This window comes from Roseibium sp. SCP14, assembly GCF_040329475.1.
GTDB lineage: Bacteria > Pseudomonadota > Alphaproteobacteria > Rhizobiales > Stappiaceae > Roseibium.
The window spans coordinates 170098-196550 of the sequence record NZ_JBDZYH010000011.1; the positions used below are offsets into that span (position 1 = coordinate 170098).

Genomic DNA, 26453 nt, shown 5'->3' on the forward strand with positions numbered 1-26453 from the left:
AGGGTTCCTCCCAAGGTTGAGCGAGGCATCCTGTCGCCTATTATCTAGCAAAAGTTATGGTTGTAGTGCAATTGCACTAATGCCGATGTCCAGATCCGTGTTATGAAATCCGGATACTTTAAGGGAAGTCCCGTTGGACGTTTACGTCATGAAGGGTGTTTTTCCGATTTTATTTTATGCCTTACTTGGCATCAGCAGCGGCAGAAGTGCCGCTGCTTTTTGTTTTGCATACGAACAAGAATGGCCTCTTTCCCATTTTTGAGCTAGAAAGCGTGCTTGGCGGTTTAAATCCGATTGAGCAATACCGGATGCGACGAGCTGGTTGGGATCAGCAATGACCGTCAAAAATCGCATGACAATCCTCTGATTTTAATGTATATGCGCGCCGAAGCTGGGTGCTAGGTGTGTCTTCTTATCAAAGACTTGCTGTTCAGGCTGGCTCTTAAGTGAGCCTTGAAGCTTGGAAATCCGGCTGAAAAACAACATGGCCCAAAGTTGGTGAATTCGTTCTCGGCGTTGCGGAGGACGCTCTGACCGCTTTGTAAATGAAAAGGGAAATATGCCATGAACTTGATCGAACAGCTCAATGCTGAAGAAATGGCGAAAATCGAAGCTCAGCGTAAGCTTCCTGAATTTTCTCCGGGTGACACCGTTCGCGTCAACGTGAAGGTCACCGAAGGTAACCGTACCCGTACCCAGGCTTACGAAGGTGTGTGCATTGCCCGTTCCGGTGGCGGCATCAACGAGAGCTTCACGGTTCGCAAGATTTCCTATGGTGAAGGCGTTGAGCGTGTCTTCCCGATCTATTCTCCGATGCTTGAAGGCGTTGAAGTTGTTCGCCGCGGTAAAGTCCGCCGTGCGAAGCTTTACTACCTCCGTGACCGTCGCGGTAAGTCCGCACGTATCGTTGAGAATACCAACGCTCGTTCCAAGCGCCTCAACGAAGAAGCTCGCGCTGAAGCTGCTGCTGCCAAGGCTGCAAAGGCAGAGGCCAAGAAGGCTGAAGCTGCCGCGGCTGCTGAAAGCGCGGCAGAATAAGCTTAGGAAAGCTTATGAATTCAAGAAAGGCGGTCCTGTTGGGCCGCCTTTTTTCGATGCGCGGTTACAGCCGGTCAATCTCAGTTGAATTCAACTCAACTCGCAATGCTTGACCTGAGGGCGGAGCTGCGTCATTCACTAGCCAGAATTTGGAGATGCTCTTCTGAAGCCGACAGGACTTCAGTTGAGGGACGCGGGTAACCGGCGTAGCGATGCGATACGCTGCCGGCTGCCGGCCGGAATGAGGAGAGAGCCATGGCGAAGGCACGGACGCTTTACGACAAGATCTGGGACGACCACGCGGTCGACATGCAACCGGACGGCACCGGTCTGCTTTATATTGATCGTCATCTGGTGCATGAGGTAACCAGCCCGCAGGCGTTCGAAGGTCTGCGCATTCACGGCCGCAAGGTGCGCCAGCCGGAAAAGACGCTGGCCGTTGTCGATCACAACGTCCCGACCACCGACCGCCGCCATGGCATCGACGATCCGGAATCGGCTCTTCAGGTGGAAACGCTCGCCAAGAACGCAGCTGAATTCGGTGTCGAATATTACTCCGAACTCGATATGCGCCAGGGCGTCGTTCACATTGTTGGTCCGGAACAGGGCTTTACGCTGCCTGGTATGACCATCGTCTGTGGTGACAGCCATACCTCCACGCATGGCGCGTTCGGCTCGCTGGCACACGGCATCGGGACATCCGAGGTCGAACATGTTCTGGCGACCCAGACCCTGATCCAGAAAAAAGCCAAGAATATGCTGGTGAAGGTCAATGGCAAGGTTCCGGAAGGTGTCACCGCCAAGGATATCGTTCTGGCGATCATCGGCAAGATCGGTACTGCTGGCGGCACGGGCTACGTGATCGAATATGCCGGCGACGCGATCCGCTCGCTGTCCATGGAAGGCCGGATGACGGTCTGTAACATGTCCATTGAAGCCGGTGCCCGCGCCGGTCTGATCGCTCCCGACGAGGCAACCTTCGAATACATCGAAGGACGCCCGAAGGCTCCGAAAGGCGAAGCCTGGGACATGGCGCTGGCCTACTGGAAAACGCTGCATACAGATTCGGACGCCTATTTCGACAAGGTTGTCGAGCTGGACGCCGCCAACCTGCCACCAATCGTTTCCTGGGGCTCCTCGCCCGAGGACGTTGTTTCCGTAGAGGGTGTGGTCCCGAACCCGGAAGAGATCGAGGACGAGAACCGTCGCGATTCCAAGAAGCGGGCGCTTGACTACATGGGTCTCGAGCCGGGCACCAAGATCACCGACATCAAGATCGACCGCGCTTTCATCGGCTCCTGCACCAATGGCCGTATCGAGGATCTGCGCGCAGCTGCTGCCGTGATCGGCAATCACAAGGTGGCGGGCCATGTCAGTGCCATGGTGGTTCCGGGGTCCGGCCTGGTCAAGGAACAGGCCGAGGAAGAGGGTCTTGATGTGATCTTCAAGGAAGCCGGTTTTGAATGGCGTGAACCAGGTTGTTCCATGTGTCTTGCCATGAATGCGGACAAGCTGAAGCCGGGTGAGCGCTGTGCCTCAACCTCCAACCGGAACTTCGAAGGCCGTCAGGGCCATAAGGGTCGGACGCACCTTGTTTCGCCTGCAATGGCGGCAGCTGCGGCCATCGCCGGGCACTTTGTCGACATTCGCGATTGGACGACCAACTGATTCGCATAACGAACCGTTAACAGAATGGGCGCCAATCGGCGCCCTTTTTTGTTCCATTCGCAAAACTGACATGATGACGCAGATGATTTCTTATTTTTCTAAATAATTCATGGGTTTAAGTGTGTTGGTTCGCTGAGAAAGCATAGTCAACAACTGTGATCAGAAATGATTTTGGCGGGCTTCACAAGACTGTCACCTCGGCACTACAATACTCCTGTCACAAAAGGACATGATCCGCTGTCCTGACAACTGGGCAACGGACAATCCGATGACATCGGCTTGCGATCGTGTGAGACCACATGATGCTGAAAGCCGATCGGACTTAAGATGTGAGGGCATCTTTCTGTGTCCTTCTGAACGCAAGGTGCCCTGGGCGTGAGGAGCGGAAGGTGACAATAGCGGTTTCGCCGGGAACCCATCCGGCGTTGGTGCTCAATGCGGATTACCGGCCATTGAGTTACTACCCATTGTCTTTGTGGAGTTGGCAGGACACCATAAAGGCTGTTTTTCTGGATCGGGTGAACATCGTTGCTGAATATGATGCAGCGGTCCGAAGTCCGAGCTTTGAGTTCAGATTGCCCAGCGTCGTCTCACTCAAGACATTTGTAAAGCCAAGCCGTTACCCTGCCTTCACCCGCTTTAATGTATTCCTTCGCGACAAATTCCAGTGCCAGTATTGCGGATCGAAGGATGAATTAACCTTTGATCACCTCATTCCCCGCTCCAAGGGTGGCTTAACCACCTGGGATAATGTCATTACAGCATGCTCCCCATGCAATTTGCGCAAATCCAACAAGTCCTGCAAGCAGCTGAACATGTGGCCGATGCACATGCCCTTTCAGCCGACAATTCAGGATCTTCACAATAATGGCCGAGGATTTCCACCAAACTACCTGCATGACAGTTGGATGGACTTTCTCTATTGGGATACCGAACTGGAGCCCTAAATATATCTGTTTCCTATTGTTTTTAGTTTTGGAAACTGTGACTGACCTTTCTTTCCCCTACGGTGGGTTAAGAGGTTGTTAACACTTTCTGCAGTGTTCATTTAAGGCTTTAGGTACTTTTCTGTAGTAGCTGTCTCATAACGATGTGAGGCAGTCATGAGCAAAAGACAGTTAATTCGTTGCCATAAGTTGGTCCGCGGCCTTGTTGACGACAGCAAGGCAGCTGTCTTGCCGATCTTCGGTGTCATGGTTCTACTGATGATCGTCATCGCAGGCGCCGCGATTGACATATCCAGAACCGTGGCTGCTCGGGAAAAGCTTTCCTATGCGTTGGACGCTGCCGGATTGGCTCTTGCGACGGAGCTGTCCACCACGACGTTGAAGGAATCTGACATCATAGAGATTTTGTCCAGCTCCTTTGAAGCCAACCTTGCCAATGCAGAGTTCCTGGACGAAGCAATCAAGAACCTTAAGTACGAAATTGATCCTGAAAACGGGATCGTGTCGGTCAGTTCAACAGCGAGTTTGGAAAATTATTTCCTTGGAATGGGTGGCTATTCCATCAAGGACATCGGGCCGGAGGTCTTTGAGTTCGGAACCGCCGCACAAGTCAGTTACTCGCGTTACGATGTCGAATTGGCACTTGTTCTGGACGTGACCGGTTCCATGTCATCCGATATGGACACCCTTAGGGATGCCTCTGAAGGTCTTGTAGATATTCTCATACCCGAAGGAACAGATGAAAGTGACAGTAAGGTCCGCATTTCACTGGTCCCGTACAGCCAGGGTGTGAACCTTGGAAGTTATGCCGGCAAGGTTAAAGGCGAAGCCTACGGCTATGCTGATAGCAGTGTGTGTGTAACTGAACGGCAGGACTATGATGATGGGTCCGAGGAGTTCAAGGTCAAATACACAGACAACACCTACGATTACTACGACAAGGTCAATCCTCCCCCAAAAGATACCTTTTATGGCGGCGGCAGCAATAACTGTTCCAGGGATTCAAAGATGATCCCACTGACCGCAGAAAGGAAGACGCTGGTCGATGCCATCAAGGCTCTGGAAGACAATGGCGGTACCGCCGGTCAGACAGGCGTGGTGTGGGGGTGGAACAGCTTGTCGCCCAACTACTCGGAAGTCTGGCCGTCGGACAGCAAACCCGCCTTGTACAGCGATGACGATGTGTTGAAATTTGCCATTATCATGACGGATGGAGACAACAACCGGTACTACGACTTCGTCGAACAGGAAAACAAGCGATATTGCTCAGGTTGGGGGTGGTCCAGAACATGTTGGAATCAGACGGTTGATGTTTATGACTGGAGAGAAAAGAGCGAGAGCCAGTCTTACAGCAACAATTCTTCCACTGACCAACGTGAACTCTGCAAAGCAATGAAGGAAGCTGGTATCAAAATCTTTGGAGTCTACTTCGGTACCAATAACAGCTCTGCAGGTTCGAAGAACATGCAAGCTTGCGCAAGCGACGGCAATTACTATCAAGCGACGAGTTCAAGCGAGTTGATCGACGCCTTTAGCTATATCGCAAAGAAGATCCAGCTGATCCACTTGTCCAAATAATCGTCATGCATAAGTCAAAAAAAGGCCCGCCAATCGGCGGGCCTTTCTTCGTTTGAGCAAAATTATCAGTCCCGGTTCTGCCGATTGTCGATCAGGTCATCGACAACGGTCGGATCGGCCAGAGTTGAGGTATCGCCGAGGTTTTCGAAGCTGTCCTCCGCAATCTTGCGCAGGATGCGGCGCATGATCTTGCCGGAACGGGTCTTCGGCAGGCCCGGTGCAAACTGAATCAGGTCCGGTGAGGCAATGGGACCGATTTCCGCCCGAACGTGCTTGACCAGTTCCTTCTTCAGCTCGTCGGTCGGCTCCTCGCCTTCCATCAGCGTGACATAGGCATAGATGCCCTGACCCTTGATGTCGTGCGGATAACCGACGACAGCAGCTTCAGAGACCTTCGGATGGGCGACAAGAGCGCTTTCGACTTCCGCTGTACCCATGCGGTGGCCGGAAACGTTGATGACGTCGTCGACGCGGCCCGTGATCCAGTAGTATCCATCCTCGTCACGGCGGCAGCCGTCACCGGTGAAATAGAGGCCCTTGTAGGTGGCGAAGTAGGTTTGGACGAAACGTTCGTGATCGCCGTAGACCGTGCGCATCTGACCCGGCCAGCTGTCCTTGATGACAAGATTGCCTTCCGTTGCCCCTTCCAGGAACTTGCCTTCCGCATCAACGACTGCCGGCTGAACGCCGAAGAACGGCCGTGTGGCAGATCCGGGCTTGAGTGCTGTTGCACCCGGTAGCGGCGTGATCAGGATCCCTCCGGTTTCTGTCTGCCACCAGGTGTCGACAATCGGGCAACGCCCTTCACCGACAACGTTGTAGTACCACGTCCAGGCCTCGGGGTTGATCGGCTCACCGACCGAGCCAAGAAGACGCAGAGATTTGCGGGATGTCTTGGTGACGTGCTCATCGCCGGCACCCATCAGCGCGCGGATCGCGGTTGGTGCGGTATAGAAGATATTGACGTTGTGTTTGTCGCAAACTTCCCAGAAGCGTCCCGGTCCCGGATAGGTCGGCACGCCTTCGAACATCAACGTTGTGGCGCCATTGGCAAGCGGGCCGTAAACAATGTAGCTGTGACCGGTGACCCAGCCAACGTCAGCCGTGCACCAGTAGACATCGCCCTCATGGTAGTCGAAGACGTATTCATGGGTCATCGAGGCGTAAACGAGGTATCCGCCGCTCGTGTGCATCACGCCTTTCGGCTTTCCTGTCGAACCGGAGGTATAGAGAATGAACAGCGGATCTTCCGCGTTCATTTCCGCTGGTTCGCAATGGTCCGCTACCCTGGCGGCCGCTTCGTGATACCAGATGTCCCGCCCGTCCTGCATCTTGATGTCGCCACCGGTACGCTTGACGACAATCACGCTCTTGACAGGTGCCTTTTCGGCGGCCTTGTCGACGTTGTCCTTGAGCGGAACCTTGCGGCCACCACGCAAGCCTTCATCGGCGGTGACGATGCAATCGGATTCGCAGTCCTCGATACGCTGGGCGAGGCTGTCCGGAGAGAAGCCGCCGAAAACGATCGAATGGACGGCGCCAATACGCGCACAAGCCAGCATGGCATAGGCTGCTTCGGGGATCATCGGCATGTAGATCGTGACCCGGTCGCCCTTTTTGACGCCTTGATCCAGCAGCACGTTGGCGAACTTGTTCACTTCCTGGTGCAGTTGCCGATAAGTGATGACCTTCTGCTCGTTCGGGTCGTCTCCTTCCCAGATGATCGCAGGTTGATCACCGCGCTTTTCAAGGTGTCGGTCGACACAGTTGGCCGAGACATTCAGCGTGCCGTCCTCGAACCACTTGATCGAAACATTATGGTAGTCGTACGAGGTGTTTTTTACCTTGGTATAGGGTTTGATCCAGTCGACACGCTTGCCGTGTTCACCCCAGAAACTGTCAGGGTCTTCCACGGAGCGCTGATACATCTCCAAGTATTTGGCGTTGTCGACATGCGCCCGCGCGGCAACCTCCGCAGGAACGGGAAAAACAGAGTCAGACATGTGAGAACCTCCCAGAAACCACATTTGGGCCGGCGGCAGGTGCGTCCCCTCACCGCTGACCTATTTTGCCGGGGGCCATTATGCGTATGGCCCCCTTAAGCGTCCAGAACCAAACTTTAGTCCTTTAGTCGCCGAGTCCTTGGTCTAATGTTTTTGAAATTGCAAGGTCTTACGTTCGCGTCAGCTGAGCCAGCCAATGACGACGCCCTGTACCACCAGCACGCCGAGCCAGTGGCCGCAATCGATAAAAGTCAGGCTCCAGGGTCGCCCTTGAAACCGGTGATTGATGATCTGCGTGGTCAGAACGATGCCGGCCCAGATCATGAAAGCTGAAATCAGACCTGTTCGGATACTTGTTCCGCCGCTGTGGTAGATAATACCGGCGAATACGAAGGCCATAAGGAGCTGGCAGACGAAGGTGATGCCGAGCGTTACCGGATCCGGTTTCGTCTGTTCTTCGGTCAGGTCGGCTGCGCGCATCCATGCCTTGCCGAGCACTCCGTACCAGATCGAACCGAATATGAACGACCCGATGGCTGCCGCGGCAACCGCGATCAGATTCACTCCGTCAAACATCATGAGTTTGCCCCTCCGCAAAATTACGGTCAGGTTGGGGGGATTTGTGAAAAAGATCAAGCAGAACAGGTATCTGGTTCGATCAGTTTTTCAGCCAGACACTCAACTGGCCACATTCCTCGAAGCCGAGCTGGCGATAAACGGGAATGACGTCGTCATCCGTTTCATAAGTCGCGATCGATTTGTGGGGAAATGGTTGAAGCAGCTCACGAAGCGCGCTGTAGAGCCAGTTCTTGCGGCAAAAGACGTTGGACAAGCCAAGTACGTCACGGCCTCCAAACTCCGGACCGGAGTTGAACACTGCGCCCGCCTTGAAATCCTCTCCAGAAGCAATGGCTGCAAAACTCACCGCTCCCAATTCCAGAAGGCTGGACGGAAACAGGCTGTGCAGACTTTCATTGTCATTCCACGCCGCCAACCATTTTTTCAATCCGGTGGGATGGGTGATCTTTTGCCAGCCTGAAGCAGCGGAGGTCCTGCCGGTCATTGAAGCCGGCCTAAACAACCAGGTTCCGGAAAAAAGTTTCTGAAAACCATCGCGCTCCAAGTCCAGGCAATCAAAGCTGTCTTTGACCGCAGATCCCGATGGAAGTTCAAGAAGAGCCGTGCGCAGGGAAGCGCCTGGAGTGGCGGACAGTGTTACAATACTCGGATAAAGCGGAAGCTGTTTTCCTTCGGCCTGCCAAAAATCCGTTTCGTATTTCGTCCTTGCTCCTGCGGCCTTCAGCACGGCGTTGCACCAAAAGGCATTGTTGAAAGCGCAGGCAGCCTGCTTTTCCATAACCATCGAATAACAAAGCTCTGGGTCTAAGCGTTCAATCCACCTTTCTCTATGATGAAATCGACGACCATGTCGATACCTTCACCCGCCTTTGAATTGGCAAATACGAACGGTCGGTCCTTGCGCATCTTTGTAGCATCCCGATTCATGACATTGAGATCGGCACCCACATACGGGGCGAGGTCTGTCTTGTTTATGATCAGGAGATCGGAGCGTGTGATGCCAGGCCCACCTTTGCGCGGGATCTCCTCCCCTGCTGCGACGTCGATCACATAGAGGGTCAAATCCGCAAGTTCGGGCGAAAAGGTGGCCGCAAGGTTGTCTCCGCCGGATTCGATCAGGATCAGCTCCAGATTCGGGATCGCGCGAGTGAGGTCGTGGACTGCAGCGAGATTGATCGAAGCATCTTCACGGATTGCAGTGTGCGGGCATCCGCCGGTTTCGACACCGCGAATTCGATCGCTCGTAAGGGCCTGCGAGCGCATCAGCGCCTCGGCATCCTCACTTGTATAGATATCGTTGGTGATGACAGCGAGAGAGAACCGGTCTCGCATGGCTTTGCACAACCGATCCGTCAAAGTGGTTTTTCCGGCCCCGACCGGACCGCCTATGCCGACACGCAAAGGGCCATTTGGAGAACTCATGAGCGAAATAGCCTCGAATATTGTGTTTCATGCGCCATCGATGCGATGTCCGCCAGAAAGGTGGAGCTGCCAAGGTCGTCCAGACCAGCGGAGCGGGCGTCTTCCGCCACGCGGAATATGACTGGTTCAAGTGTCGCCAGAACTGCCTGGCCGTCATTCTGTCCGAGGGGCACTGCCCGTACGGCGACCGAGACGATGTTGGCGGAGAATGCGTGCAGATAAGACGTAAGCGATGCCTTTTCGGGGATCTCATGGGCCGCGCAAACCAGGCCAAGGGCGACCGGATATGGCCAGTCATTCTCGTCGGCTTTTGCAAGATCCTGAAGCAGTTTGCCTGCAGGAACGTCCGGGTCGGGCATCCAGCTTTTCTCAATCGTATTCAGAAACGCAGTTCCCTGCGCACTTGTTTCCAGATGCCTTTCCCTGGAAGGTTGAAGCGCCAGAGCGAGTTCTCGCATGCTTCGAACGGTTTCCTCGTCGCAGTCCACGGCTGCCCGATAGGTTTCCTTCAGCAGGATTGCATCGCTGCGACCAGCACCGAAATTCAGCACGTCCTCCAGCCAGGCTTTCAGTTCACCGGTGTCGGTAACGCCGCCCTGGTCAATAACCTGTTCGAGACCATGGCTGTAGGTGAAAGCGCCGATCGGAAAAGCCGGGGACATAAAAGTCAGCAAGCGATAAAGCGCAGGCAAATGGACAGGGTCAGTCATGGCTGTGTCCATGATCGTGACGATGGTGCCCATGGTCATGTCCGTGATGATGACCCTGGGTCCGGCCATGTCCGTAGGCCCCTCCTTCCGGATCAAAGGGCGCTGACACGAGAGACATGCTGCCCCCAAGCCTGGCAACCATGTCTTCGATGACGTGGTCACGGCGGATACGCAAGGTCTGCCCCATCAGTTGGGTCGGCAAGTGCCTGTTGCCCAGATGCCAGGCAATTTTCACCAGATGAGCGGTGTCTTCGGCCTCGATCTCCACCAGATCTTCCGGTTCGGCCAAAACCTCGACGATCCTGCCGTCTTCCAATTCCAGGCCGTCGCGGTGATGCAGGTGAACAGCGTTCGGTTCATCGAGCAGAAAGGACAGGCCGTTCTGACCGGTCAGTACCGCGCGGCGGCGGTGCCTGTCTTCACGGTCGAGCGTAATCGTGTCGGAAGGCTCCGTCAGCCAGCTTCCGGCTGGGTGAATTTTCTGCACTCGGATCATTGGGCAGCATCGACCTTTGCCTTCATGGCCTTGAAACCGGGGCGTTCACGAAGGCGCTTGAAATACTCGTACACGGGTCCCTCCATCGGGATGTCGAAATTGGCGACTATTGCCCAGCCGGAGCAATGACCGATGATGATGTCGGCAATCGTGAAAGTGTCACCCATGACGTAGGGACCGGATCCAAGACGTTTTTCCAATGTCTTCAAACCACGGCTGAACTCTTGCTTGCAGACTTCCTTGATGGCCGGAACCCGCATGTCTTCCGGATGAATGAAGGTGTTCTTCGCCGCCGTCCAAAGGGCTCCTTCGAGAACATCGACCGCGAACTGGGTAAAGCTGTCCTGTCTTGCGCGCTCCAGCGTGCCCGCCGGAAAGGTGAATTTACCGTGCTTGTCGGCAAGGTAGGTGCAAATCGCAACAGACTCGGTGATTGCCGCATCGCCATCCAGAAGAATGGGCACCTTGCCGTCCGGTGTGAGCGCACGCACTTCTGCTGATTGCGGCATGGCGGGAACAAGTTCATACGGCTCGTCCAACTCCTCCAGCAACCACATGACGCGCATGGCGCGGGTGCGCGGAAATCCGATTATCTTGTACATGCATGTGCTCCCGGTTCGATCGTTGGCGCAAACCTTAAAACAGGAAGTACCGCTGTGCCATCGGCAGCACTTCGGCCGGTTCGCAGGTCAGGAGTTCACCGTCTGCACGCACCTCATAGGTTTCCGGATGCACGTCAATGTCCGGTGTTGCATCGTTCAGCACCATGGATTTCTTGGAAATACCGCCACGCACGTTTTTCACCGGCAGAACCAGGCTTTCAAGACCAGCCTTTTCCGCGACATTGTCGGCATAGGCGGCCTGGGACACAAAAGTTACCCGGCTTTCGGTTCTTGCCTTGCCGAAAGCGCCGAACATTGGCCGGTAGTGCACCGGTTGGGGTGTTGGGATTGAAGCGTTCGGATCGCCCATCGGGGCTGCGGCGATCGTGCCGAGTTTCAGAACCATGTCCGGTTTCACACCAAAGAATTTGGGATCCCAAAGCACAAGATCGGCAAGTTTGCCGATTTCAACAGAACCGACATGTTCATCCAGACCGTGTGCAATGGCCGGATTGATGGTGATCTTGGACATGTAGCGCTTGACGCGGAAATTGTCGTTGTTCCCTGCTTCTTCGGCCAGCTGTCCGCGCTGGACCTTCATCTTGTGCGCGGTCTGCAGCGTGCGAATGATCACTTCTCCGACCCGGCCCATCGCCTGGCTGTCGGAAGCGATGATCGAAAAGGCGCCCATGTCGTGAAGTATGTCTTCTGCCGCGATGGTTTCCTTACGTATCCTGCTTTCGGCAAAGGCAACGTCTTCTGGAATGGAGCTGTCCAGATGATGACAGACCATGAGCATGTCGAGATGCTCTTCCAGCGTGTTCACCGTGTAGGGGCGCGTCGGATTGGTGGACGAAGGCAGCACGTTCGTCTCGCCGCAGACCTTGATGATATCCGGGGCATGCCCACCACCTGCACCTTCCGTGTGAAAAGCGTGAATGGTGCGGTCCTTGAATGCGGCCGTGGTGTTTTCGACAAAGCCGGACTCGTTCAGCGTGTCGGTATGGATCATCACCTGGACGTCGTATTCGTCGGCAACGGACAGACAAGTGTCGATGGCTGCAGGTGTCGTGCCCCAGTCCTCATGCAGCTTCAAGGCAGAGGCACCTGCAAGGATCTGTTCTTCAAGCGCTGCCGGAAGCGAGGCATTTCCCTTGCCCGCAAAAGCCAGGTTCATCGGGAAACTGTCGGCTGATTGCAGCATCCGGGTGATGTGCCAGGGACCCGGTGTGCAGGTCGTCGCGTTGGTGCCTGTTGCCGGTCCCGTACCGCCGCCAAGCATGGTCGTGACACCGGACATGAGCGCGTCATCGATCTGCTGGGGGCAGATGAAATGGATATGAACATCCAGCGCGCCGGCGGTCAGGATCTTGCCTTCTCCGGCTATGGCTTCCGTGCCCGGGCCCACGACAATGTCGACACCCGGCTGTACATCGGGATTTCCGGCCTTGCCGATGCCGACGATACGGCCGTCCTTCAAGCCGACGTCGGCTTTGACGATGCCCCAGTGATCCACGATCAAGGCATTGGTGATCACCGTATCGACTGCTCCTGCCGACCGTGGGGCCTGGGACTGACCCATGCCGTCTCGAATGACCTTGCCGCCGCCGAACTTCACTTCCTCGCCATAGGTGGTGAAATCCTTTTCCACCTCAATGATGAGGTCGGTATCGGCCAGGCGCACCTTGTCGCCGGTCGTTGGTCCGAACATGTCCGCATAGGCGGCACGGGGCATTTTATGGGCCATTATGTCTCCAGTCAGCGATCAGGCAGACGCTGCATCAATTGCTGTAGTCTTCAAGTGTGGCTTCCAGGTCGTCCGCGCGTTGCATGGTGAGAACAATCATGCATCCCCGGTAGAGTTCGTTTCCACGGGTTCCACCCATGAACGGAAAGCCATAGGCCCTGCAGTCCTTCTCCCGGAAACTGGTCCATGCCGCTTGCGCTTCGTCCAGCGCAGCAGGGCTGCCCTTCAGGTGCTCAGGCAGCTCGTTATCCATCTCGACCACCTTCTCGCGGAGTTTCCCGTAGGCAGCTTCCATGCGTTCGTTCGCCTCTTTCAGGGCTTTTTCAGCGCAATAGGTGCGTTCGGAATTGTTCAGCGGGTAGCCGCAGTCGATGTTTTCCTGCGCAAATACCCCTGACATGGCAGGGAGACTGAGCAAGGCGCCGACAAGCAGGAGCCGACAATGTGACTTGATCATCAGTTTCCAAGCCCCTCGGCAATTTCCTTCAGTTCCTTCACCCGCTGCCGGGTCAGCTGCGCGAGACAGATGTTGACCAGCATCGGTTCCATCGTTCCGCCCCGGGCCAGAAACCCATAACTCTGGCAGGCCTTGTCGCGATACGGCAGCCACGCGCGCTGGGCGTCCTGCAGGGCATCGGCAGCGCCTTTCAGATGCTCTGATAAATCGCTGTCCAACGCACGCATGTTGGTCATGGCGGACTTGTAGACAGTGTTCAGTTCCGCATCCGTTGCCTGCCATTCCTGGTAGGCGCATTGCGTGATTTCCATCTGAGTGGCCGCATTGCTGCAGTCTGGCGCTTGTTGCGCATTCGCCATACCAGTGGCGGAGCTCAAGAGCACCAGGGTCAAAAGTGGTCGAAGCATTCGTTTTCTCCCAAGACGTCAGAGCTGACCCATCACCTTCTGATTGAAACCGAAGACGGTTCGGCTCCCCCGGTAGGGTATCAGAGTTATGGAGCGTGTCTGTCCGGGTTCGAAACGAACAGCAGTGCCTGCCGGAATATCAAGGCGCATGCCATGTGCCTTTTCCCTGTCAAACGATAGCCCTTTGTTGGTTTCGGCGAAATGATAATGACTGCCGACCTGGACCGGACGGTCGCCTGTGTTGGAAACATCCAGTGTCACGGTCTTCAGTCCGGCATTCAATTCAATCTCACCGTCAGCGGGAAACACTTCTCCGGGGATCATGTTCAAACTCCTGATCAAAAATGCCTTGAAACTCAACGGATCGGCGCGTGCACCGTCACAAGCTTGGTGCCGTCGGGAAAGGTTGCTTCCACCTGTACGTCGTGAATCATTTCTGCAACTCCTTCCATGACCTGTTCACGGGTCAGAACGGTTGCACCTGCTGCCATCAGGTCGGCGACCGAACGGCCGTCACGGGCACCCTCGACGACAAAATCGGAAATAAGCGCAATCGCTTCAGGATGATTGAGCTTGACGCCCCGTTCGAGACGGCGGCGGGCAACCATCGCGGCCATGGCAACGAGCAGCTTGTCTTTTTCCCGAGGTGTCAGGTTCATGGTTCAGCTCTCCAAATCAGCAATACCAGACGCGCGGCAGATCCAAGGCGCGATAACTGGTCAGAAATTTCATCAAGGAATCCCGCAACGTGCGGCCGTCCCGGCTGACAAACCTTGCGGTTAGCAATCCGTTCCAGGCACTGGTTGCAGCATGGGTTTCCCCTGTCGGCAGATCATCAAGAACGGTCCGAGCAAGCGATAATCTGTCTTCGGCATCCACAGCACAATCGACCAGCGTTGCAACGGCAAGGCATCCGTCAGCTGTTGCCGGGCCCTTTAGGAAGCGGTCAGGATCTCCATCGAGGCGAATATCGTCAGCGAACACCAGTTTTCCATCCCGTCGGATGCGCCAACTGTCCCGGAATGTCAGGGACTGGACCTTTTCGCCCATGGCTTTACGGCCAAGCACCAGGGTCTCCAGCATCAACAGACGGGCGTCGGAGGCAAGGTCGGCAGAGATCGTCCGTTCCAAACGGGATGCATCGAAAAGAATTGTTTCCTGTGGCAGCCATTCGAGGGTTGCGCCGGAATTGATTGCGAACCTGCCTGCCACCTTTGCGGCGCCGAACGAGCTTCTATAGGCACGTTCGGCTGTCTGGCTCGTCACAAGGACGTGGGTGTTTTCTTCGGCAGTCACATCGTAGTGGAGTTCGTCGCCGCCGGTCAGTCCACCCGCGGTATTGATCAGAACGGCGGTTTGCGGCTGACCGTGAACCCTTGGCAGCCTGACTTTGGCGGAACCGCTTTGATAGAGGTCGGCCAAGCGGGTCTTGTTCGATGAATTGGCAAAACGGATGCGCGCGGTTCCCCTGACCCGCTGCATTTTCTGCGCTAATGCGTCTTTTTCCGATGCTGCGACAGCATCATGCATGTCCGTTTCGCTCCCCGAATTGACACGCCCCATTCATACAGGGTCGTTTTTTGGGAGCCCAATCCGGATTGGCTTAAGACGAGCTCCGGAAGGCACCCTTGGCAATCTTAGCAAGAGCCGGGCCAAAACCTGTTCACGGGAACTGGAGCGGCTCTCAGCGGGAAAAGGGCGTCTTTTTTCAGTGGGTAAGATAGGATCACAACACGAATTTGTCTAAAAATTCGGCGATTGCATAAAAGAATGGCAGACAAGGTGAACGGTGAAGGGGTTGCCCTCAACTCCATGATCCGTTTTTTTAAGAGCGCAGCAGAAAATTAATTGCCTTAGCGTAATTTGCGTATTTCGTTTCTGCGGTGTGACCAGCGAGGGATCCCTGTGTTTTCAAGCCCAATTGGCCGCCTGGCATGTATTTGTTTTGTCGTGCTCGCCTTCCTGCTGAGTTTGCCCGCTGGTTCCGCGAGGGCGGATATCGGTGCGTATATCATCATAGACGCCAAGACGGGCGCCGTGCTTGATCAGAAAAACGCCACTCGCAAGTGGTACCCGGCCTCGTTGACCAAGATGATGACGGCCTATGTCACCTTCAAGGCAATCCGGGAAGGACGCCTTACGCTGAATTCGGCGGTGGTCCAGTCGAAAAATTCCATTTCTGAACCGCCCAGCAAGATGGGATTCAAGGTTGGTACCCGGTTCACTGTCGATACTGCGCTGAAGATCATCCTGATCAAATCCGCCAATGATGTTGCAGTCGCGCTTGGTGAAGCCGTTGCCGGGTCCGAAAAGGCGTTCATTGACATGATGAACGCCGAGGCCAGGCGGCTCGGCATGACCAATACCCATTTTACCAACCCTCATGGCCTGCCGGACAATCGTCAGGTCACGAGTGCCCGGGACATGGCCATCCTCGCAATGGCCTTGCGTCGTGATTTTCCCGAATCCGGCAATTTCTACAATCATCCGGGCATTCGCTTCGGCAAGAAGACCTTGCGCTCCGCCAATCGCGAATTTCTACTTCGCGTGCCGGGCGCAAACGGCATGAAGACGGGTTACATCTGCAACTCCGGTTACAATGTTGCTGCTTCCGCGACCCGACGGGGGCGAACCCTTATTGCAGTTATCCTTGGAGCAGGCTCGGGATTGGAGCGCACTGCGTTTGCGCGCGAGACTTTCGACAAAGGCTTCAAGAAGCGCAGTGGTGGAACAAAGGTTTCCAGCCTGACCGGCTCCTCCGGCAAGCCTCCTGCTGACGGCTATTGCCGGCGCAACAAGAGTCCGGGTGCAAAGGGTTACATGGCACGGTACGACATGGAGAACAAATCCGGTGGCCTTCTTGCTTTTGCCGGGGTCGGGAAAAACAAGAAGAAAGAAATTGACGCCAGTGGATTTACGAAGGCCAACGGAAAGCCGGACTGGGCCAAGATCCTGGACCGGACCCTGGGACCGCGCCGCGTTGTCTACCGTCCGCTGCAAGTCGGTTTGGGCAAGCCCACGGGCTCCCCTCCGACAAGCGCATCGGTTTCCGTGAGCACCCCCGCAGTTCCGGCTGAGGACATTCCGACACCGACTGCCAATCCCATGCGCAAGGCGGAAGGCGAAATCCGTGAAAAGCTGAAGAAGACTGCACAGGGCAGTACTGCTGGCGCCATTCCGCAAACGACTTCCCAAAGGCCTGGCTCGGCGACCGATGCGTCGCAGGCAGCTCCCGGTTCGATCTTCCGCAAGGGGCTTGATTTCACGGTGCCGGTGCCGTCTCCAAGTCCACGCAAGTAAAGTGTTGCAACCTCAAATTCGTTTGCCGGTCGGGACAGTAGCGTAAATAGAGGAATTAACCCTTTATTTACGCTGCTCATTAACACTGTCGTAAGCATTCATCTGACATTGGCAATTGAACTGCAGAATTTTCAGTGACGCCCGTTGGGTAATTTGCGGCATAGAACATGCCGAAACCAAACAGATCGAGAGATCGCATGATGATTGAACCGAGATCAACAGCCACCATCCGGGCACTTGCAAGCTTGGCAGAGCTTTCCGCCAACCAGCTGGAAGAAGGGGTCTCGGTCGAGGAAGTCATCGCAACACTTCGTAAAGCGGCCGAAGCGGTGAAAAGCGTCGTTGATGCGGAAGAGGCAGCAGAACTGTCGGCTGAAGAGGAAGCTGCCGGTCTCGTGCAGGACCTGACGCCAATGGATCTTTTGGCAAGCGAATGCGAAGATGACACCGAGGCCGAGAGTGAGCAACCGGTATTGAACGCCGGCTAGGCGCTTTTCCTGGCCAATCTCTTTGACCGTCTCCTGAAAAGAATGTTAGCGATGCGCTTCAGTTCCGCTGCGCATCTGGCAGGTGTATTCTTCCTCCCGTGATTGGAAGAACCGCCGATAAGCGCTGCATCTTTAGGAGACACGCGTATGGCTGCCGCAACGGATTCCGGTGAAACCGGCCGTAAAGGACCCAAGCCCCCCATTCCCCTTTCCGTACTGACCGGGTTTCTTGGATCCGGCAAGACGACGCTGTTGAACCGGATTCTCAAAGATCCGGCGATGGCGGATACGGCAGTGATCATCAACGAATTTGGTGAGATCGGGCTTGACCATCTGTTTGTCGATCAGGCTGGCGACGGTATCGTGGAACTTTCATCCGGCTGCCTGTGCTGCACAATCCGGGGTGACCTGGTCACCACCCTGGAGAATCTTCTGCGCCGTCTGGACAACGGACGGATGGAGCGCCTTAACAGAGTGGTGATCGAAACAACCGGCCTTGCCGACCCGGCGCCGATCCTTCACACGGTCATGTTGCACCCCTATCTTGTGATGCGGTACAGGCTGGACAGCGTGATCACGCTTGTCGATGCGGTCAACGGTTTGTCCACACTGGAAAACCATGAAGAGGCGCGTAAACAGGCAGCTGTTGCCGACCGGCTGGTTTTCACCAAGACGGATCTCCTGACTTCGGAAGAAGACAAAGCGGCTTTTGAAGCCCTGCAACAGCGGCTCGCTGTTCTCAATCCCGGGGCTCAGCTCTTGAATGTTCAGGATGGCGATGCCGAACCCGACCGGCTGTTCAATGCTGGACTTTACAATCCAGACAGCAAGATCCCGGATGTTGCCGCCTGGCTGAATGCCGAGGCTTACGAAAACAAACCGCACAGTCATGATCATCATGGCGACCATCACCACTCTCACGATCATGGGCACAGCCACGGTCATAACCATGACCATGAGCATGATGTGAATCGGCACAGCGATGCGATCCGGGCGTTCACACTGGCTACCGATCGCCCGGTCAGTGCATCTGCTTTGGAGATGTTCCTTGATCTGCTGCGCTCGGCCCATGGCCCCAAGCTGTTGCGGGTGAAGGGTATCGTGCAGCTCGCCGAAGATCCGGACCGGCCGGTGGTCATTCACGGTGTTCAGCACGTCTTTCATCCCCCGGCGACATTGGAAGCCTGGCCGGACGACGATCATCGCACCCGAATGGTCTTCATAACCAAGGATTTGCCGGAAGGATTTGTGCGCAAGATGTTCGAGGCTTTTTCAGGCGCTTTGCTGCCCGATACGCCGGACCAGAAGGCGATGACCGAAAACCCCCTGGCGATATCCGGTTTCACCAGCCCTATCCGCTAGGAGTTTTCTCCGACGGAATGGCGCGATGATTGGTGCGAAGATCGCTTCTGCCAAGGGGCTTCGCACCTCAGGCGTCAGTCTTTCTTGCGCAGGCGGATGAGGCCTTCCTGTGCGGTTGACGCAATCAGCTTGCCATCCATCGTGAACAGGGAGCCGCGGTTCATGCCGCGTGATCCGGACGACGACGTGCTATCGGTCGCGTAGAGCATCCACTCATCGGCGCGGAAGGGGTGATGGAACCACATGGCATGGTCCAGGCTGGCGGCCTGGATTTTCGGACTGAACACCGATGTGCCGTGCGGGAACAGCGACGTATCGAGAAGTGTCATATCCGAGGCGTATGCCAGGACACACTGATGAATGCGTTCGTCATCCGGCAATGTACCCGTTGCCCGCACCCAGACATACTGGTTGGGTGGGAGCGGCTTCTTGCTGAAATAGTGGGTCATGTCGACCGGACGCATTTCGATCGGCCGTTCCCTCTCCCAGTATCTGCGGATGTTTTCCGGTGCCATGGACAGGAATTTCTCCTTCAGGTCCTGCTCGCTGGGCAACTCGTCTGGCGTGGGGACCTTAGGCATGTCGATTTGATGCTCAAGCCCTTCCTCGTGCACCTGAAAGGAAGCGGACATGGAAAAAATCGCCTCTCCGTGCTGAATGGCGACGACCCGGCGTGTGGTAAAGCTGCCACCGTCCCGGATCCGGTCAACTTCGTAGATAATCGGCACTTGCGGGTCGCCTGGACGGAGGAAATAACCATGAAGCGAATGAACGTGCCGGTCTTCCACCACCGTGCGGGATGCGGCCACGAGCGCCTGGCCGATAACCTGGCCGCCAAACACCCGTTGCCAGCCGACCTGGGGACTGCGACCACGGAACAGGTTGCGTTCCAGCGGTTCCAGATCAAGAATTTGTAGAAGGTTATCAATGGCCGTGTTCATCGGCGCGATCCCTGTTAGATAGTGTCCCGGGTGATTTGGCCGAATAAGGCGGCCCGACAGGTCATTGTTTTCATGGAGACCCGAGTGCACTCTTGGACGGGACCTGACGTTAAAGTCAAGATGCCTTAAGGGAAACCGGAGGCAAGGAGAAAGACAGTGGCAAAGAAAGACAAAACCGCAGACATGTTCGATGTCGTGATTGCCGGTGGCGGTTATGTTGGCCTGTCCCTGGCAGTTGCCTTGAAACAGGGCGACGCCGGGCTGAAATGTGCTGTTGTCGATCCAAAGCCCATGGATCAGCTTCACAAAGACCCAAGGGCATCGGCAATTGCGGCCGCCGCCTCCCGCATGCTGACACAGCTCGGCATCTGGCAGCAGATCGAAAGCGAAGCCCAACCGATCAAAGAAATGATCGTGACCGACAGCAAGTTGCGGGATGCCGTTCGTCCGGTTTTCCTGACATTTGACGGTGAGGCAACGGCGGGGGAACCGTTTGCCCACATGATGCCCAACGGTGTGATGATGCCGGCGCTTTATGAAGCGGCAAAATCGCTTGGAGTTGCCTTTTTTGCTCCCGGGACGGCCGAGACGTTTCGCACGCTTCCCGATCATGTTGAACTGGATCTTGAAGACGGCACCCGGTTGAAGGGCCGTTTGCTGGTTGCAGCCGACGGTGTCCGTTCCAAACTGCGGGACCTGGCTGGCATTCGCACGGTGAACTGGGACTATGGCCAGTCGGGCATCGTGACGACGGTCAAGCACGAGCGGCCGCATCACGGCCGGGCGGAAGAGCATTTTCTGCCTGCCGGACCTTTCGCTATCCTGCCGCTTCCAGGCAACCGGTCCTCGCTTGTTTGGACAGAAAAAACTTCCGACGCTGATCGGCTTGTGCGCTCGGACGAGTTCACTTTCGAACTCGAACTGGAGCGGCGGTTCGGTCATCATCTCGGAACGCTGGAGCTGGACGGCCCGCGAAAGGCGTTTCCTCTGGGGCTGAAACTTGCCCGGGATTTCGTCAAACCGCGCTTTGCTCTGATCGGCGATGCGGCGCACGGCATTCACCCGATCGCAGGCCAGGGCCTCAATCTCGGTTTCAAGGATGTGGCAGCGCTGGCGGAAGTGCTGGTTGATGCACGCCGCCTTGGCCAGGATGTCGGCGGTTTCGACATTCTGGAGCGATACCAGCGTTGGCGCAGGTTCGACACGTTCCAGATGGGCGTTGTCACGGACGTGCTCAACCGGCTTTTCTCAAATGACAGCGATGTCCTGCGCGCCGTTCGTGATTTCGGTCTCGGAGTGGTGGATCGCATGCCGGGCCTGAAATCGCACTTCATCAAGGAAGCAGCAGGATTTGCAGGACCTGTGCCGAAATTGCTTTCAGGGGAACCAATCTGATAGGAAAGTCCGGGACAAGGGTTCAAAAGTGGATCCGACCCCGTGAAAAAGCCATTTCACTACTGGATTTGCCTTGAATGATTGATCATCCAGCGAATTTCCCGGAGCATCGGTCGATTTTGATAACGGGATGTTCGTCCGGCATTGGAGCCGCCGCTGCTCACATATTGCGCGGCCGGAACTGGCGGGTTTTTCCAACCGCCAGGAAGAAGGAAGATGTCGACAGGCTGGCCGGTCTGGGGTTTGAAGCCTATCGCCTGGATTACGAAGATCCGGATAGCATCAGGGAAACGGCCGATACTGTTCTTCAGCTGACGGACGGCAAACTGAACGCTGTTTTCAACAATGGTGCATACGCGGTTCCGGGCGCCCTGGAAGACATGCCGACAGAGGCATTGCGCGCCTTGTTCGAGGCCAACTTCATCGGCTGGCATGACTTGACCCGGCGTCTGATCCCATCCATGCGGGAATGCGGTTCGGGCAGGATTGTTCAATGTTCGTCAGTGCTTGGCTTTGTGGCTCTGAAATACCGTGGGGCCTACACTGCCTCGAAATTCGCACTCGAAGCATATTCCGACACGTTGCGTCAGGAACTGAAAGGCACCGGAATTCAGGTTTCACTGATTGAACCCGGCCCGATCGGCACAAGGTTTACCGAAAACGCTCTGGCCAACTTCGATCGCTGGATCGGAGAAGAAGGATTGAAGGCGTCGAGGCATCGGCAAACTTACGGGAAAAGGCGGGTGCGTATGGAGGCCGGCGAACCCGGACCATTCAAACTGCCACCGGAAGCCGTTGTCAAAAGGTTGATACATGCCGTAGAGGCCAAGCGGTCGAAAGCGCGGTACCATGTCACGATACCGACCACGATCATGGCTGTGGCAAACAGGGTCCTGCCGGTCAGCCTGCTGGACAGGTTCTGCATCTGGGCGGCGGACGGAGAAGAATAGGTTGCACGCAAGGCGGCGGTATCCGGCCTCGGGAGCGGTCGGTGTAAAAGGGAAGCAAAATGGCTGAAATCATCAACATCCTCATTCCCGTCGGCATGGCCGCGGTTCTGGTTGTTCTATTGCTCGGTCTTTGGAACATGTTCCGGGACGGTCCGGCCAACCGGTCGCAAATGCTGATGCGCTGGCGGGTCGGCTTGCAGTTTCTGGTTATTGTCCTGGTGATGGGCGGGCTCTACTTTTTCGGCACCGGAACGTAAGCTGGGGAAACGGACAAAATGGTTGTTCTGAACAAGATTTACACAAAGACAGGTGACGACGGCACAACGGCGCTTGGATCCGGCGAACGGCGGTCGAAGTGCGATCTCAGGATTGAAGCCTATGGCACGGTGGACGAGACAAATGCCGTTGTCGGACTGGTCCGGCTGCACACCTGTGATGAGACCCCTGAGGTCGACCGGGTTTTGAACCGGATTCAAAATGATCTCTTCGACCTTGGTGCGGATCTTGCCACGCCCGAGACCGACAAGGACCTTGGATACGAACCGCTGCGCATCACCGACGCTCAAGTGGAAGCGATCGAACAAGCCATCGACCAGCTGAACGCCGACCTGTCCCCGCTCCGATCATTTGTGCTGCCAGGAGGAAGCAAAGCTTCCGCGCATCTGCATCTTGCCCGGACGGTGTCCAGGCGGGCGGAACGCCTGATGGTGGATCTGGCAGCGCGTGAAAAGATCAATCCAGCCGCTGTTCGTTACATGAACCGCTTGTCGGACTTTTTTTTCGTGGCTTCCCGCTCGCTGAATGGCAAGGGCGAAAAGGACGTTTTGTGGGTCCCGGGCCAGAACCGATAATCTCTTTTCTCAGACCGGACGAATTGGGCAGAGCGCTTCATGTTCATTCCGCTTCATGATCACAATCGTCTGGAGCATGTCCCGTTTCCGATCGTCAATTTGACGATCATCGCCCTGAACGTGCTGATCTTTCTGCTGTTTCAGGGGGCGGGAAGCTTCGAGGCCGTCGGCGCCTCGTCCCTGTCTTTTGGACTGATACCCGTCGTTCTCTTCGATATTCGCGATCTTGCGCCTCACCTTCAGGTGTTGCCGGACTGGATGTCGCTGATCACATATGCATTCCTGCATGGCGGGTTCATGCATCTTATCGGCAACATGTTGTTCTTGTGGGTCTTCGGTGACAATGTGGAAGATGCGATGGGGCACGTGCGCTACCTGATTTTTTATCTTTTGTGCGCCGCCGGCGGTGGCCTGGCCTATGCGGTTCTGGACGTCAATTCCGAAGTGCCGCTCATAGGGGCATCAGGCGCAGTTTCGGGCGTTGTCGCCGCGTATCTGTTGCTGCATCCTCGGGTCAAGGTATGGGTTCTGGCTTTTGGCAGAATCCCATTGCGCCTGACAGCTCAATGGCTGCTTGGAGCCTGGGTGGTCTATCAGATCGTGAACGCGGTGATGTCCGAGGAAAGCCAGGTCGCCTGGATCGCGCATGTCGGCGGTCTGGCGGCAGGCGCTGTTCTGGTGGTTTTCTTCCGCAGGCGGGGCGTCCCTCTCTTCGACCGAAACCTGACCTGACATGTTTCAGATCACGTTGCTTCCCAGACAGCCTCAGCGGTTCTGCAGGCAACGCCGTTGCGGCTGATGGTCCTGCCGGACGCCAGTTCAATTTTTTCGCGGAAAGAGCGGCAATAAGTTCCCTCGGATGTTTTCCACGTCTTGAGAGGTGTGACCGAGCCGCGTGCGCCACTCGTCGGGTTTTGCCAGCGAACGGAATTGCCGGAAAGAGACTTCTCCAACGCCTTTTGCAGGTTCTTGCTGGCGATGGACTTGTCAGAGGGTTTCAGACTGGTCTCGACCGTCGAAAATATGGCCTCTGAAGAGCCTTGAAACGGGAACACGGAACATGCGGAAAGCAAAACCGCGCACAAAGAAAGAAACGTGGCTTGCTCGGCAAGCCGGCCCCCAGAAATCGCCAAATCCAATCCCACCTTTTGGATCTATTGCCAACCGTTCTGAATGGCCTCCCGTTCCTCCCTTTTCGACAGGGCACCTCCGGAAGGCTCACTATCGCCGCTGAACCTTGGTTCACCGAGAATGCGATTGATGAGATGTCCGGATGCGGGCTTTTCTGGGGCAGCTGCGCCCGAACTGGTATTCGGACCGGAATTGCTGGGGATATCTGCTTCGGGCTTGTTATTTGTACCTATGTCTGTCTCGGAGCTTGTCTTTGAAGGACTGGCACCCTTTTCCGATTTGCTTCGGCCGTTACTTCGCTTTTCAGCTTTCTGGCTTTGCCGCTCGCTTCGCCGTTCCGCTCGCTCTGCCTGCCGTTCGCTCCTGCGTTGATTGCGTTCTGCCCGCCGCTCAGCGCGTCGCTCCGCCCGCTCGTTCCGGTCAGACGCCGATTGTGCGGCGGCGGCGATAGTGTCTTTCATGTCAATCAAGGGGCTAACGAAGACGAGAGAGAACACCATCGCCGCAACCGCAACACCCGTCAGACCACGGAACATCGCAGAGAGGCGGTCGTGCAATGAGATCTGACGCGTGTGTTTCATCAAGTTCGAGCTTCTGACGAGGTTGCTGTCTTGACAGAATTGCGAGGCAATTTGCCGATTACGTACGCACAACACCTAGGTATTCTTTCTTCTTCCCGACATTAGTCCAAAAAAAGCCGGGATAAAAAGGTCTCTTCAGGTGTTGTTGATGTAAGAGCGGTTTGCGGAGAACTCTTTGCCTGAAGACACACTGAAGACGGAGATGATCCGCTTGCTGCCGAAACTGAGAAGTTTCGCTTTGAGGCTGTGCCGGAACCCGGATCAGGCAGACGATCTGGTACAGACGACTTGCGAACGGGCAATCCGGTCCCTGGATCAGTTTGATCCGGCGACACGTCTCGACAGCTGGATGTTTCGCATCCTTCAGAACCTTTATTTCAATTCCGTGCGCGATACGGCAAATCGCGCCAGGTTATTCGATTTGGCAATGTTGGATTTTGAGGAAAGCTACGACGGTGCGAAGGCTGCCGCCAGCAGTCTGGAGCTGCAGAAGGTACAGGCGTTCATAGGGCAGCTGGAAGAAGATAACCGTCAGGTGTTGTTGAAGATCGCCATTGAAGGCCAGAGCTACAAGGACGTTGCAGAAGAACTGGGAGTTCCGATTGGTACCGTGACCAGCAGGCTTGCCCGGGCACGATTGAAGTTACGGGAATTTCTGGAGAAAAAGGACACCGCACAGGGGGCCAAACTTCGCAGCATGCCAGGAGGTATGTCATGACATTCGACGAAAAGCGCGAACAAGTCCTGCTTATCCAGGAAATTGGCAAGATACTCGACGGCGAAGGCTCCGGCGAAGAGCGTGCCATGCTGCTGGCGAAGATCCGCGGTGATGAGGACAGTGAAAAGTGCCTCCGGCAGGTGGCCGAGGACAATGCATTGCTGCAGGATACCGTTCCTGCCGAACTTCCCGCTGACAGTCTCGACCGTTTCCAGGCTGTGATCGACCGCGAGTTTGAAAAAAGAGGAACGCCAGCCAAGCCTCATGCCCGGCCATTCTGGAGCAACGCCATAGTGCAAATGGCCGCGGCGCTGGTTCTCATCGCGGGAACCTTCATGTTTACCAGTATCTGGATGCAGTCCCGCATGGATGATGCCGTTGCCTCTCTTGCCGCTCACCTGGAAACCGAGCGCATTCTGCTTACTCAGAGCGTGCAGGAAGCGCTCGAAACGCGGGTCAGCGGCGAGACTGTATTTATCGGTCAGGAAGGTGATTGGACCGAGGTTCTGACGCCAATCAAGACCTATAAGAGCAAAAGCGGGCATTGGTGCCGTCAATATTTGCGGCAGTCGACATTTGGTGGTCGGGATCTGTCCATCAGGGGTACAGCCTGCCGTGAGCAGGATGGAACCTGGACGACGGTGTTTGCCGAACCGGTGTCGGACAAGTTCCCGCCGCAATCTTCCGGCATCTGACGACGGCTACACTTTTTTCGCGATGTCAGACGGTAATTCGCGGTTTGCTGCATTGCCGAACTATCATTTTTGCGACGCATGCTTTTCCAAGCCCGGCAAATTGCATCGTTAGACCAATTAGCGCAATTGACAGCTGCCGTACAGGTCAGTACCGTCCCCCGCCATGCGCCACGATTGGCTTGTTTCCACTGCTAATGATTTCATGTCATGTCGGACGGGAAAAGCCGGATAATGCGGTGCGGTGAAATGCCGGCCGAGCAAGAGGTTGAGACCAAATGAAAATCCTCGTACCCGTTAAGCGGGTCATCGATTACAACGTGAAAGTTCGCGTCAAGCCGGACGGTTCAGGTGTCGATCTTGCCAACGTCAAGATGTCCATGAACCCGT

At 55.8% G+C, this 26453-nt stretch carries 31 protein-coding genes and 1 pseudogene; 15 read left to right on the forward strand and 17 right to left on the reverse strand.

The genetic code is table 11. The features are described from left to right. Positions 1 to 174: 174 nt before the first annotated feature. On the reverse strand, positions 175 to 354 hold the full coding sequence (locus ABLQ08_RS29385; protein WP_352949970.1) for a hypothetical protein: 180 nt from the start codon (positions 352 to 354) through the stop codon (positions 175 to 177). A 210-nt stretch (positions 355 to 564) separates the two neighbouring features. On the opposite strand from ABLQ08_RS29385, the gene rplS reads away from it, so the two are divergent. From rplS to ABLQ08_RS29405, 4 genes are all read left to right on the forward strand, one after another. Then, positions 565 to 1038, forward strand: a complete 474-nt coding sequence (gene rplS / locus ABLQ08_RS29390) for a 50S ribosomal protein L19 (RefSeq protein ID WP_352949972.1) — start codon at positions 565 to 567, stop codon at positions 1036 to 1038. 255 nt (positions 1039 to 1293) lie between these two features. Continuing rightward, positions 1294 to 2706 (forward strand): 3-isopropylmalate dehydratase large subunit, encoded by a 1413-nt coding sequence (gene leuC / locus ABLQ08_RS29395; RefSeq protein WP_352949974.1) that lies wholly within the window; start codon positions 1294 to 1296, stop codon positions 2704 to 2706. Positions 2707 to 3095: 389 nt separating this feature from the next. Continuing rightward, positions 3096 to 3653: an HNH endonuclease gene (locus ABLQ08_RS29400; protein WP_352949976.1), complete on the forward strand. Its 558-nt coding sequence runs from the start codon at positions 3096 to 3098 to the stop codon at positions 3651 to 3653. 156 nt (positions 3654 to 3809) lie between these two features. After that, positions 3810 to 5231, forward strand: a complete 1422-nt coding sequence (locus tag ABLQ08_RS29405; RefSeq protein ID WP_352949978.1) for a Tad domain-containing protein — start codon at positions 3810 to 3812, stop codon at positions 5229 to 5231. Between the two features lie 65 nt (positions 5232 to 5296). On the opposite strand, the gene acs is transcribed toward ABLQ08_RS29405, so the two are convergent. The 13 genes from acs to ABLQ08_RS29470 form a co-directional block, all read right to left on the reverse strand. Then, a complete protein-coding gene (gene acs / locus ABLQ08_RS29410) occupies positions 5297 to 7234 on the reverse strand; it encodes an acetate--CoA ligase (RefSeq protein WP_352949980.1) in 1938 nt (645 codons plus the stop codon). A 180-nt stretch (positions 7235 to 7414) separates the two neighbouring features. Further along, positions 7415 to 7813, reverse strand: coding sequence for a DUF1761 domain-containing protein (locus ABLQ08_RS29415; protein ID WP_352949982.1), 399 nt, complete (start codon positions 7811 to 7813; stop codon positions 7415 to 7417). Between the two features lie 79 nt (positions 7814 to 7892). Continuing rightward, positions 7893 to 8597 (reverse strand): hypothetical protein, encoded by a 705-nt coding sequence (locus ABLQ08_RS29420; protein WP_352949984.1) that lies wholly within the window; start codon positions 8595 to 8597, stop codon positions 7893 to 7895. 20 nt (positions 8598 to 8617) lie between these two features. Then, a complete protein-coding gene (ureG, locus tag ABLQ08_RS29425) occupies positions 8618 to 9235 on the reverse strand; it encodes an urease accessory protein UreG (RefSeq protein ID WP_352949986.1) in 618 nt (205 codons plus the stop codon). Then, entirely contained in the window at positions 9232 to 10014 is a 783-nt protein-coding gene (locus ABLQ08_RS29430) for an urease accessory protein UreF (protein ID WP_352949988.1), read from the reverse strand. The genes ureG and ABLQ08_RS29430 overlap by 4 nt, the downstream gene beginning before the upstream one ends. After that, positions 9938 to 10441 (reverse strand): urease accessory protein UreE, encoded by a 504-nt coding sequence (locus ABLQ08_RS29435; protein ID WP_352949990.1) that lies wholly within the window; start codon positions 10439 to 10441, stop codon positions 9938 to 9940. The genes ABLQ08_RS29430 and ABLQ08_RS29435 overlap by 77 nt, the downstream gene beginning before the upstream one ends. Continuing rightward, positions 10438 to 11043, reverse strand: coding sequence for a glutathione S-transferase family protein (locus ABLQ08_RS29440; RefSeq protein WP_352949992.1), 606 nt, complete (start codon positions 11041 to 11043; stop codon positions 10438 to 10440). Before ABLQ08_RS29440 ends, ABLQ08_RS29435 begins: the two co-directional genes overlap by 4 nt. A gap of 34 nt (positions 11044 to 11077) precedes the next feature. Next, on the reverse strand, positions 11078 to 12790 hold the full coding sequence (ureC, locus tag ABLQ08_RS29445; RefSeq protein ID WP_352949994.1) for an urease subunit alpha: 1713 nt from the start codon (positions 12788 to 12790) through the stop codon (positions 11078 to 11080). A gap of 34 nt (positions 12791 to 12824) precedes the next feature. Next, complete coding sequence (locus tag ABLQ08_RS29450; RefSeq protein ID WP_352949996.1) at positions 12825 to 13247, reverse strand: lysozyme inhibitor LprI family protein; 423 nt, start codon at positions 13245 to 13247, stop codon at positions 12825 to 12827. Next, positions 13247 to 13654: a lysozyme inhibitor LprI family protein gene (locus tag ABLQ08_RS29455; protein ID WP_352949998.1), complete on the reverse strand. Its 408-nt coding sequence runs from the start codon at positions 13652 to 13654 to the stop codon at positions 13247 to 13249. Before ABLQ08_RS29455 ends, ABLQ08_RS29450 begins: the two co-directional genes overlap by 1 nt. Before the next feature lie 18 nt (positions 13655 to 13672). Then, the gene (locus ABLQ08_RS29460) at positions 13673 to 13978 is read right to left on the reverse strand and encodes an urease subunit beta (RefSeq protein ID WP_352950000.1); all 306 of its coding nucleotides are present in this window, start codon (positions 13976 to 13978) and stop codon (positions 13673 to 13675) included. 32 nt (positions 13979 to 14010) lie between these two features. Beyond that, positions 14011 to 14313 carry an urease subunit gamma gene (locus tag ABLQ08_RS29465; RefSeq protein ID WP_352950002.1) on the reverse strand — a complete coding sequence of 101 codons (303 nt, stop codon included), beginning with the start codon at positions 14311 to 14313 and terminating at the stop codon, positions 14011 to 14013. Positions 14314 to 14329: 16 nt separating this feature from the next. Further along, positions 14330 to 15184, reverse strand: coding sequence for an urease accessory protein UreD (locus ABLQ08_RS29470; protein WP_352950004.1), 855 nt, complete (start codon positions 15182 to 15184; stop codon positions 14330 to 14332). Between the two features lie 375 nt (positions 15185 to 15559). Here ABLQ08_RS29470 and ABLQ08_RS29475 point away from each other — a divergent pair, with 375 nt between their 5' ends. The 3 genes from ABLQ08_RS29475 to ABLQ08_RS29485 all read left to right on the forward strand — a co-directional run bounded on the left by ABLQ08_RS29475 (position 15560) and on the right by ABLQ08_RS29485 (position 18804). Further along, positions 15560 to 16954 (forward strand): D-alanyl-D-alanine carboxypeptidase family protein, encoded by a 1395-nt coding sequence (locus tag ABLQ08_RS29475; RefSeq protein WP_352950006.1) that lies wholly within the window; start codon positions 15560 to 15562, stop codon positions 16952 to 16954. 197 nt (positions 16955 to 17151) lie between these two features. Then, positions 17152 to 17442 carry a hypothetical protein gene (locus ABLQ08_RS29480; protein WP_352950008.1) on the forward strand — a complete coding sequence of 97 codons (291 nt, stop codon included), beginning with the start codon at positions 17152 to 17154 and terminating at the stop codon, positions 17440 to 17442. 147 nt (positions 17443 to 17589) lie between these two features. Then, positions 17590 to 18804 (forward strand): CobW family GTP-binding protein, encoded by a 1215-nt coding sequence (locus ABLQ08_RS29485; RefSeq protein ID WP_352950010.1) that lies wholly within the window; start codon positions 17590 to 17592, stop codon positions 18802 to 18804. Between the two features lie 74 nt (positions 18805 to 18878). On the opposite strand, the gene tesB is transcribed toward ABLQ08_RS29485, so the two are convergent. Continuing rightward, entirely contained in the window at positions 18879 to 19745 is an 867-nt protein-coding gene (tesB, locus tag ABLQ08_RS29490; protein ID WP_352950012.1) for an acyl-CoA thioesterase II, read from the reverse strand. A 156-nt stretch (positions 19746 to 19901) separates the two neighbouring features. Here tesB and ABLQ08_RS29495 point away from each other — a divergent pair, with 156 nt between their 5' ends. From ABLQ08_RS29495 to ABLQ08_RS29515, 5 genes are all read left to right on the forward strand, one after another. Further along, positions 19902 to 21140, forward strand: a complete 1239-nt coding sequence (locus ABLQ08_RS29495; protein ID WP_352950014.1) for a ubiquinone biosynthesis hydroxylase — start codon at positions 19902 to 19904, stop codon at positions 21138 to 21140. A 77-nt stretch (positions 21141 to 21217) separates the two neighbouring features. Beyond that, on the forward strand, positions 21218 to 22090 hold the full coding sequence (locus tag ABLQ08_RS29500; protein ID WP_352950016.1) for an SDR family NAD(P)-dependent oxidoreductase: 873 nt from the start codon (positions 21218 to 21220) through the stop codon (positions 22088 to 22090). A 59-nt stretch (positions 22091 to 22149) separates the two neighbouring features. Next, positions 22150 to 22347, forward strand: coding sequence for a twin transmembrane helix small protein (locus ABLQ08_RS29505; RefSeq protein WP_352950018.1), 198 nt, complete (start codon positions 22150 to 22152; stop codon positions 22345 to 22347). Positions 22348 to 22365: 18 nt separating this feature from the next. Further along, positions 22366 to 22941 carry a cob(I)yrinic acid a,c-diamide adenosyltransferase gene (locus tag ABLQ08_RS29510; RefSeq protein WP_352950020.1) on the forward strand — a complete coding sequence of 192 codons (576 nt, stop codon included), beginning with the start codon at positions 22366 to 22368 and terminating at the stop codon, positions 22939 to 22941. A gap of 39 nt (positions 22942 to 22980) precedes the next feature. Continuing rightward, positions 22981 to 23673, forward strand: a complete 693-nt coding sequence (locus ABLQ08_RS29515; RefSeq protein ID WP_352950022.1) for a rhomboid family intramembrane serine protease — start codon at positions 22981 to 22983, stop codon at positions 23671 to 23673. Between the two features lie 11 nt (positions 23674 to 23684). Here ABLQ08_RS29515 and ABLQ08_RS29520 read toward each other — a convergent pair whose 3' ends face one another. Then, on the reverse strand, positions 23685 to 23996 hold the full coding sequence (locus tag ABLQ08_RS29520; RefSeq protein WP_352950024.1) for an RT0821/Lpp0805 family surface protein: 312 nt from the start codon (positions 23994 to 23996) through the stop codon (positions 23685 to 23687). 99 nt (positions 23997 to 24095) lie between these two features. Then, positions 24096 to 24653: a hypothetical protein gene (locus ABLQ08_RS29525; RefSeq protein WP_352950026.1), complete on the reverse strand. Its 558-nt coding sequence runs from the start codon at positions 24651 to 24653 to the stop codon at positions 24096 to 24098. Positions 24654 to 24828: 175 nt separating this feature from the next. On the opposite strand from ABLQ08_RS29525, the gene ABLQ08_RS29530 reads away from it, so the two are divergent. The 3 genes and pseudogenes from ABLQ08_RS29530 to ABLQ08_RS29540 all read left to right on the forward strand — a co-directional run. After that, complete coding sequence (locus ABLQ08_RS29530; RefSeq protein WP_352950028.1) at positions 24829 to 25371, forward strand: RNA polymerase sigma factor; 543 nt, start codon at positions 24829 to 24831, stop codon at positions 25369 to 25371. Then, on the forward strand, positions 25368 to 26066 hold the full coding sequence (locus tag ABLQ08_RS29535; RefSeq protein WP_352950030.1) for a hypothetical protein: 699 nt from the start codon (positions 25368 to 25370) through the stop codon (positions 26064 to 26066). The genes ABLQ08_RS29530 and ABLQ08_RS29535 overlap by 4 nt, the downstream gene beginning before the upstream one ends. Before the next feature lie 275 nt (positions 26067 to 26341). Then, a pseudogene (locus ABLQ08_RS29540) lies at positions 26342 to 26453 on the forward strand (electron transfer flavoprotein subunit beta/FixA family protein); the annotation flags it as partial.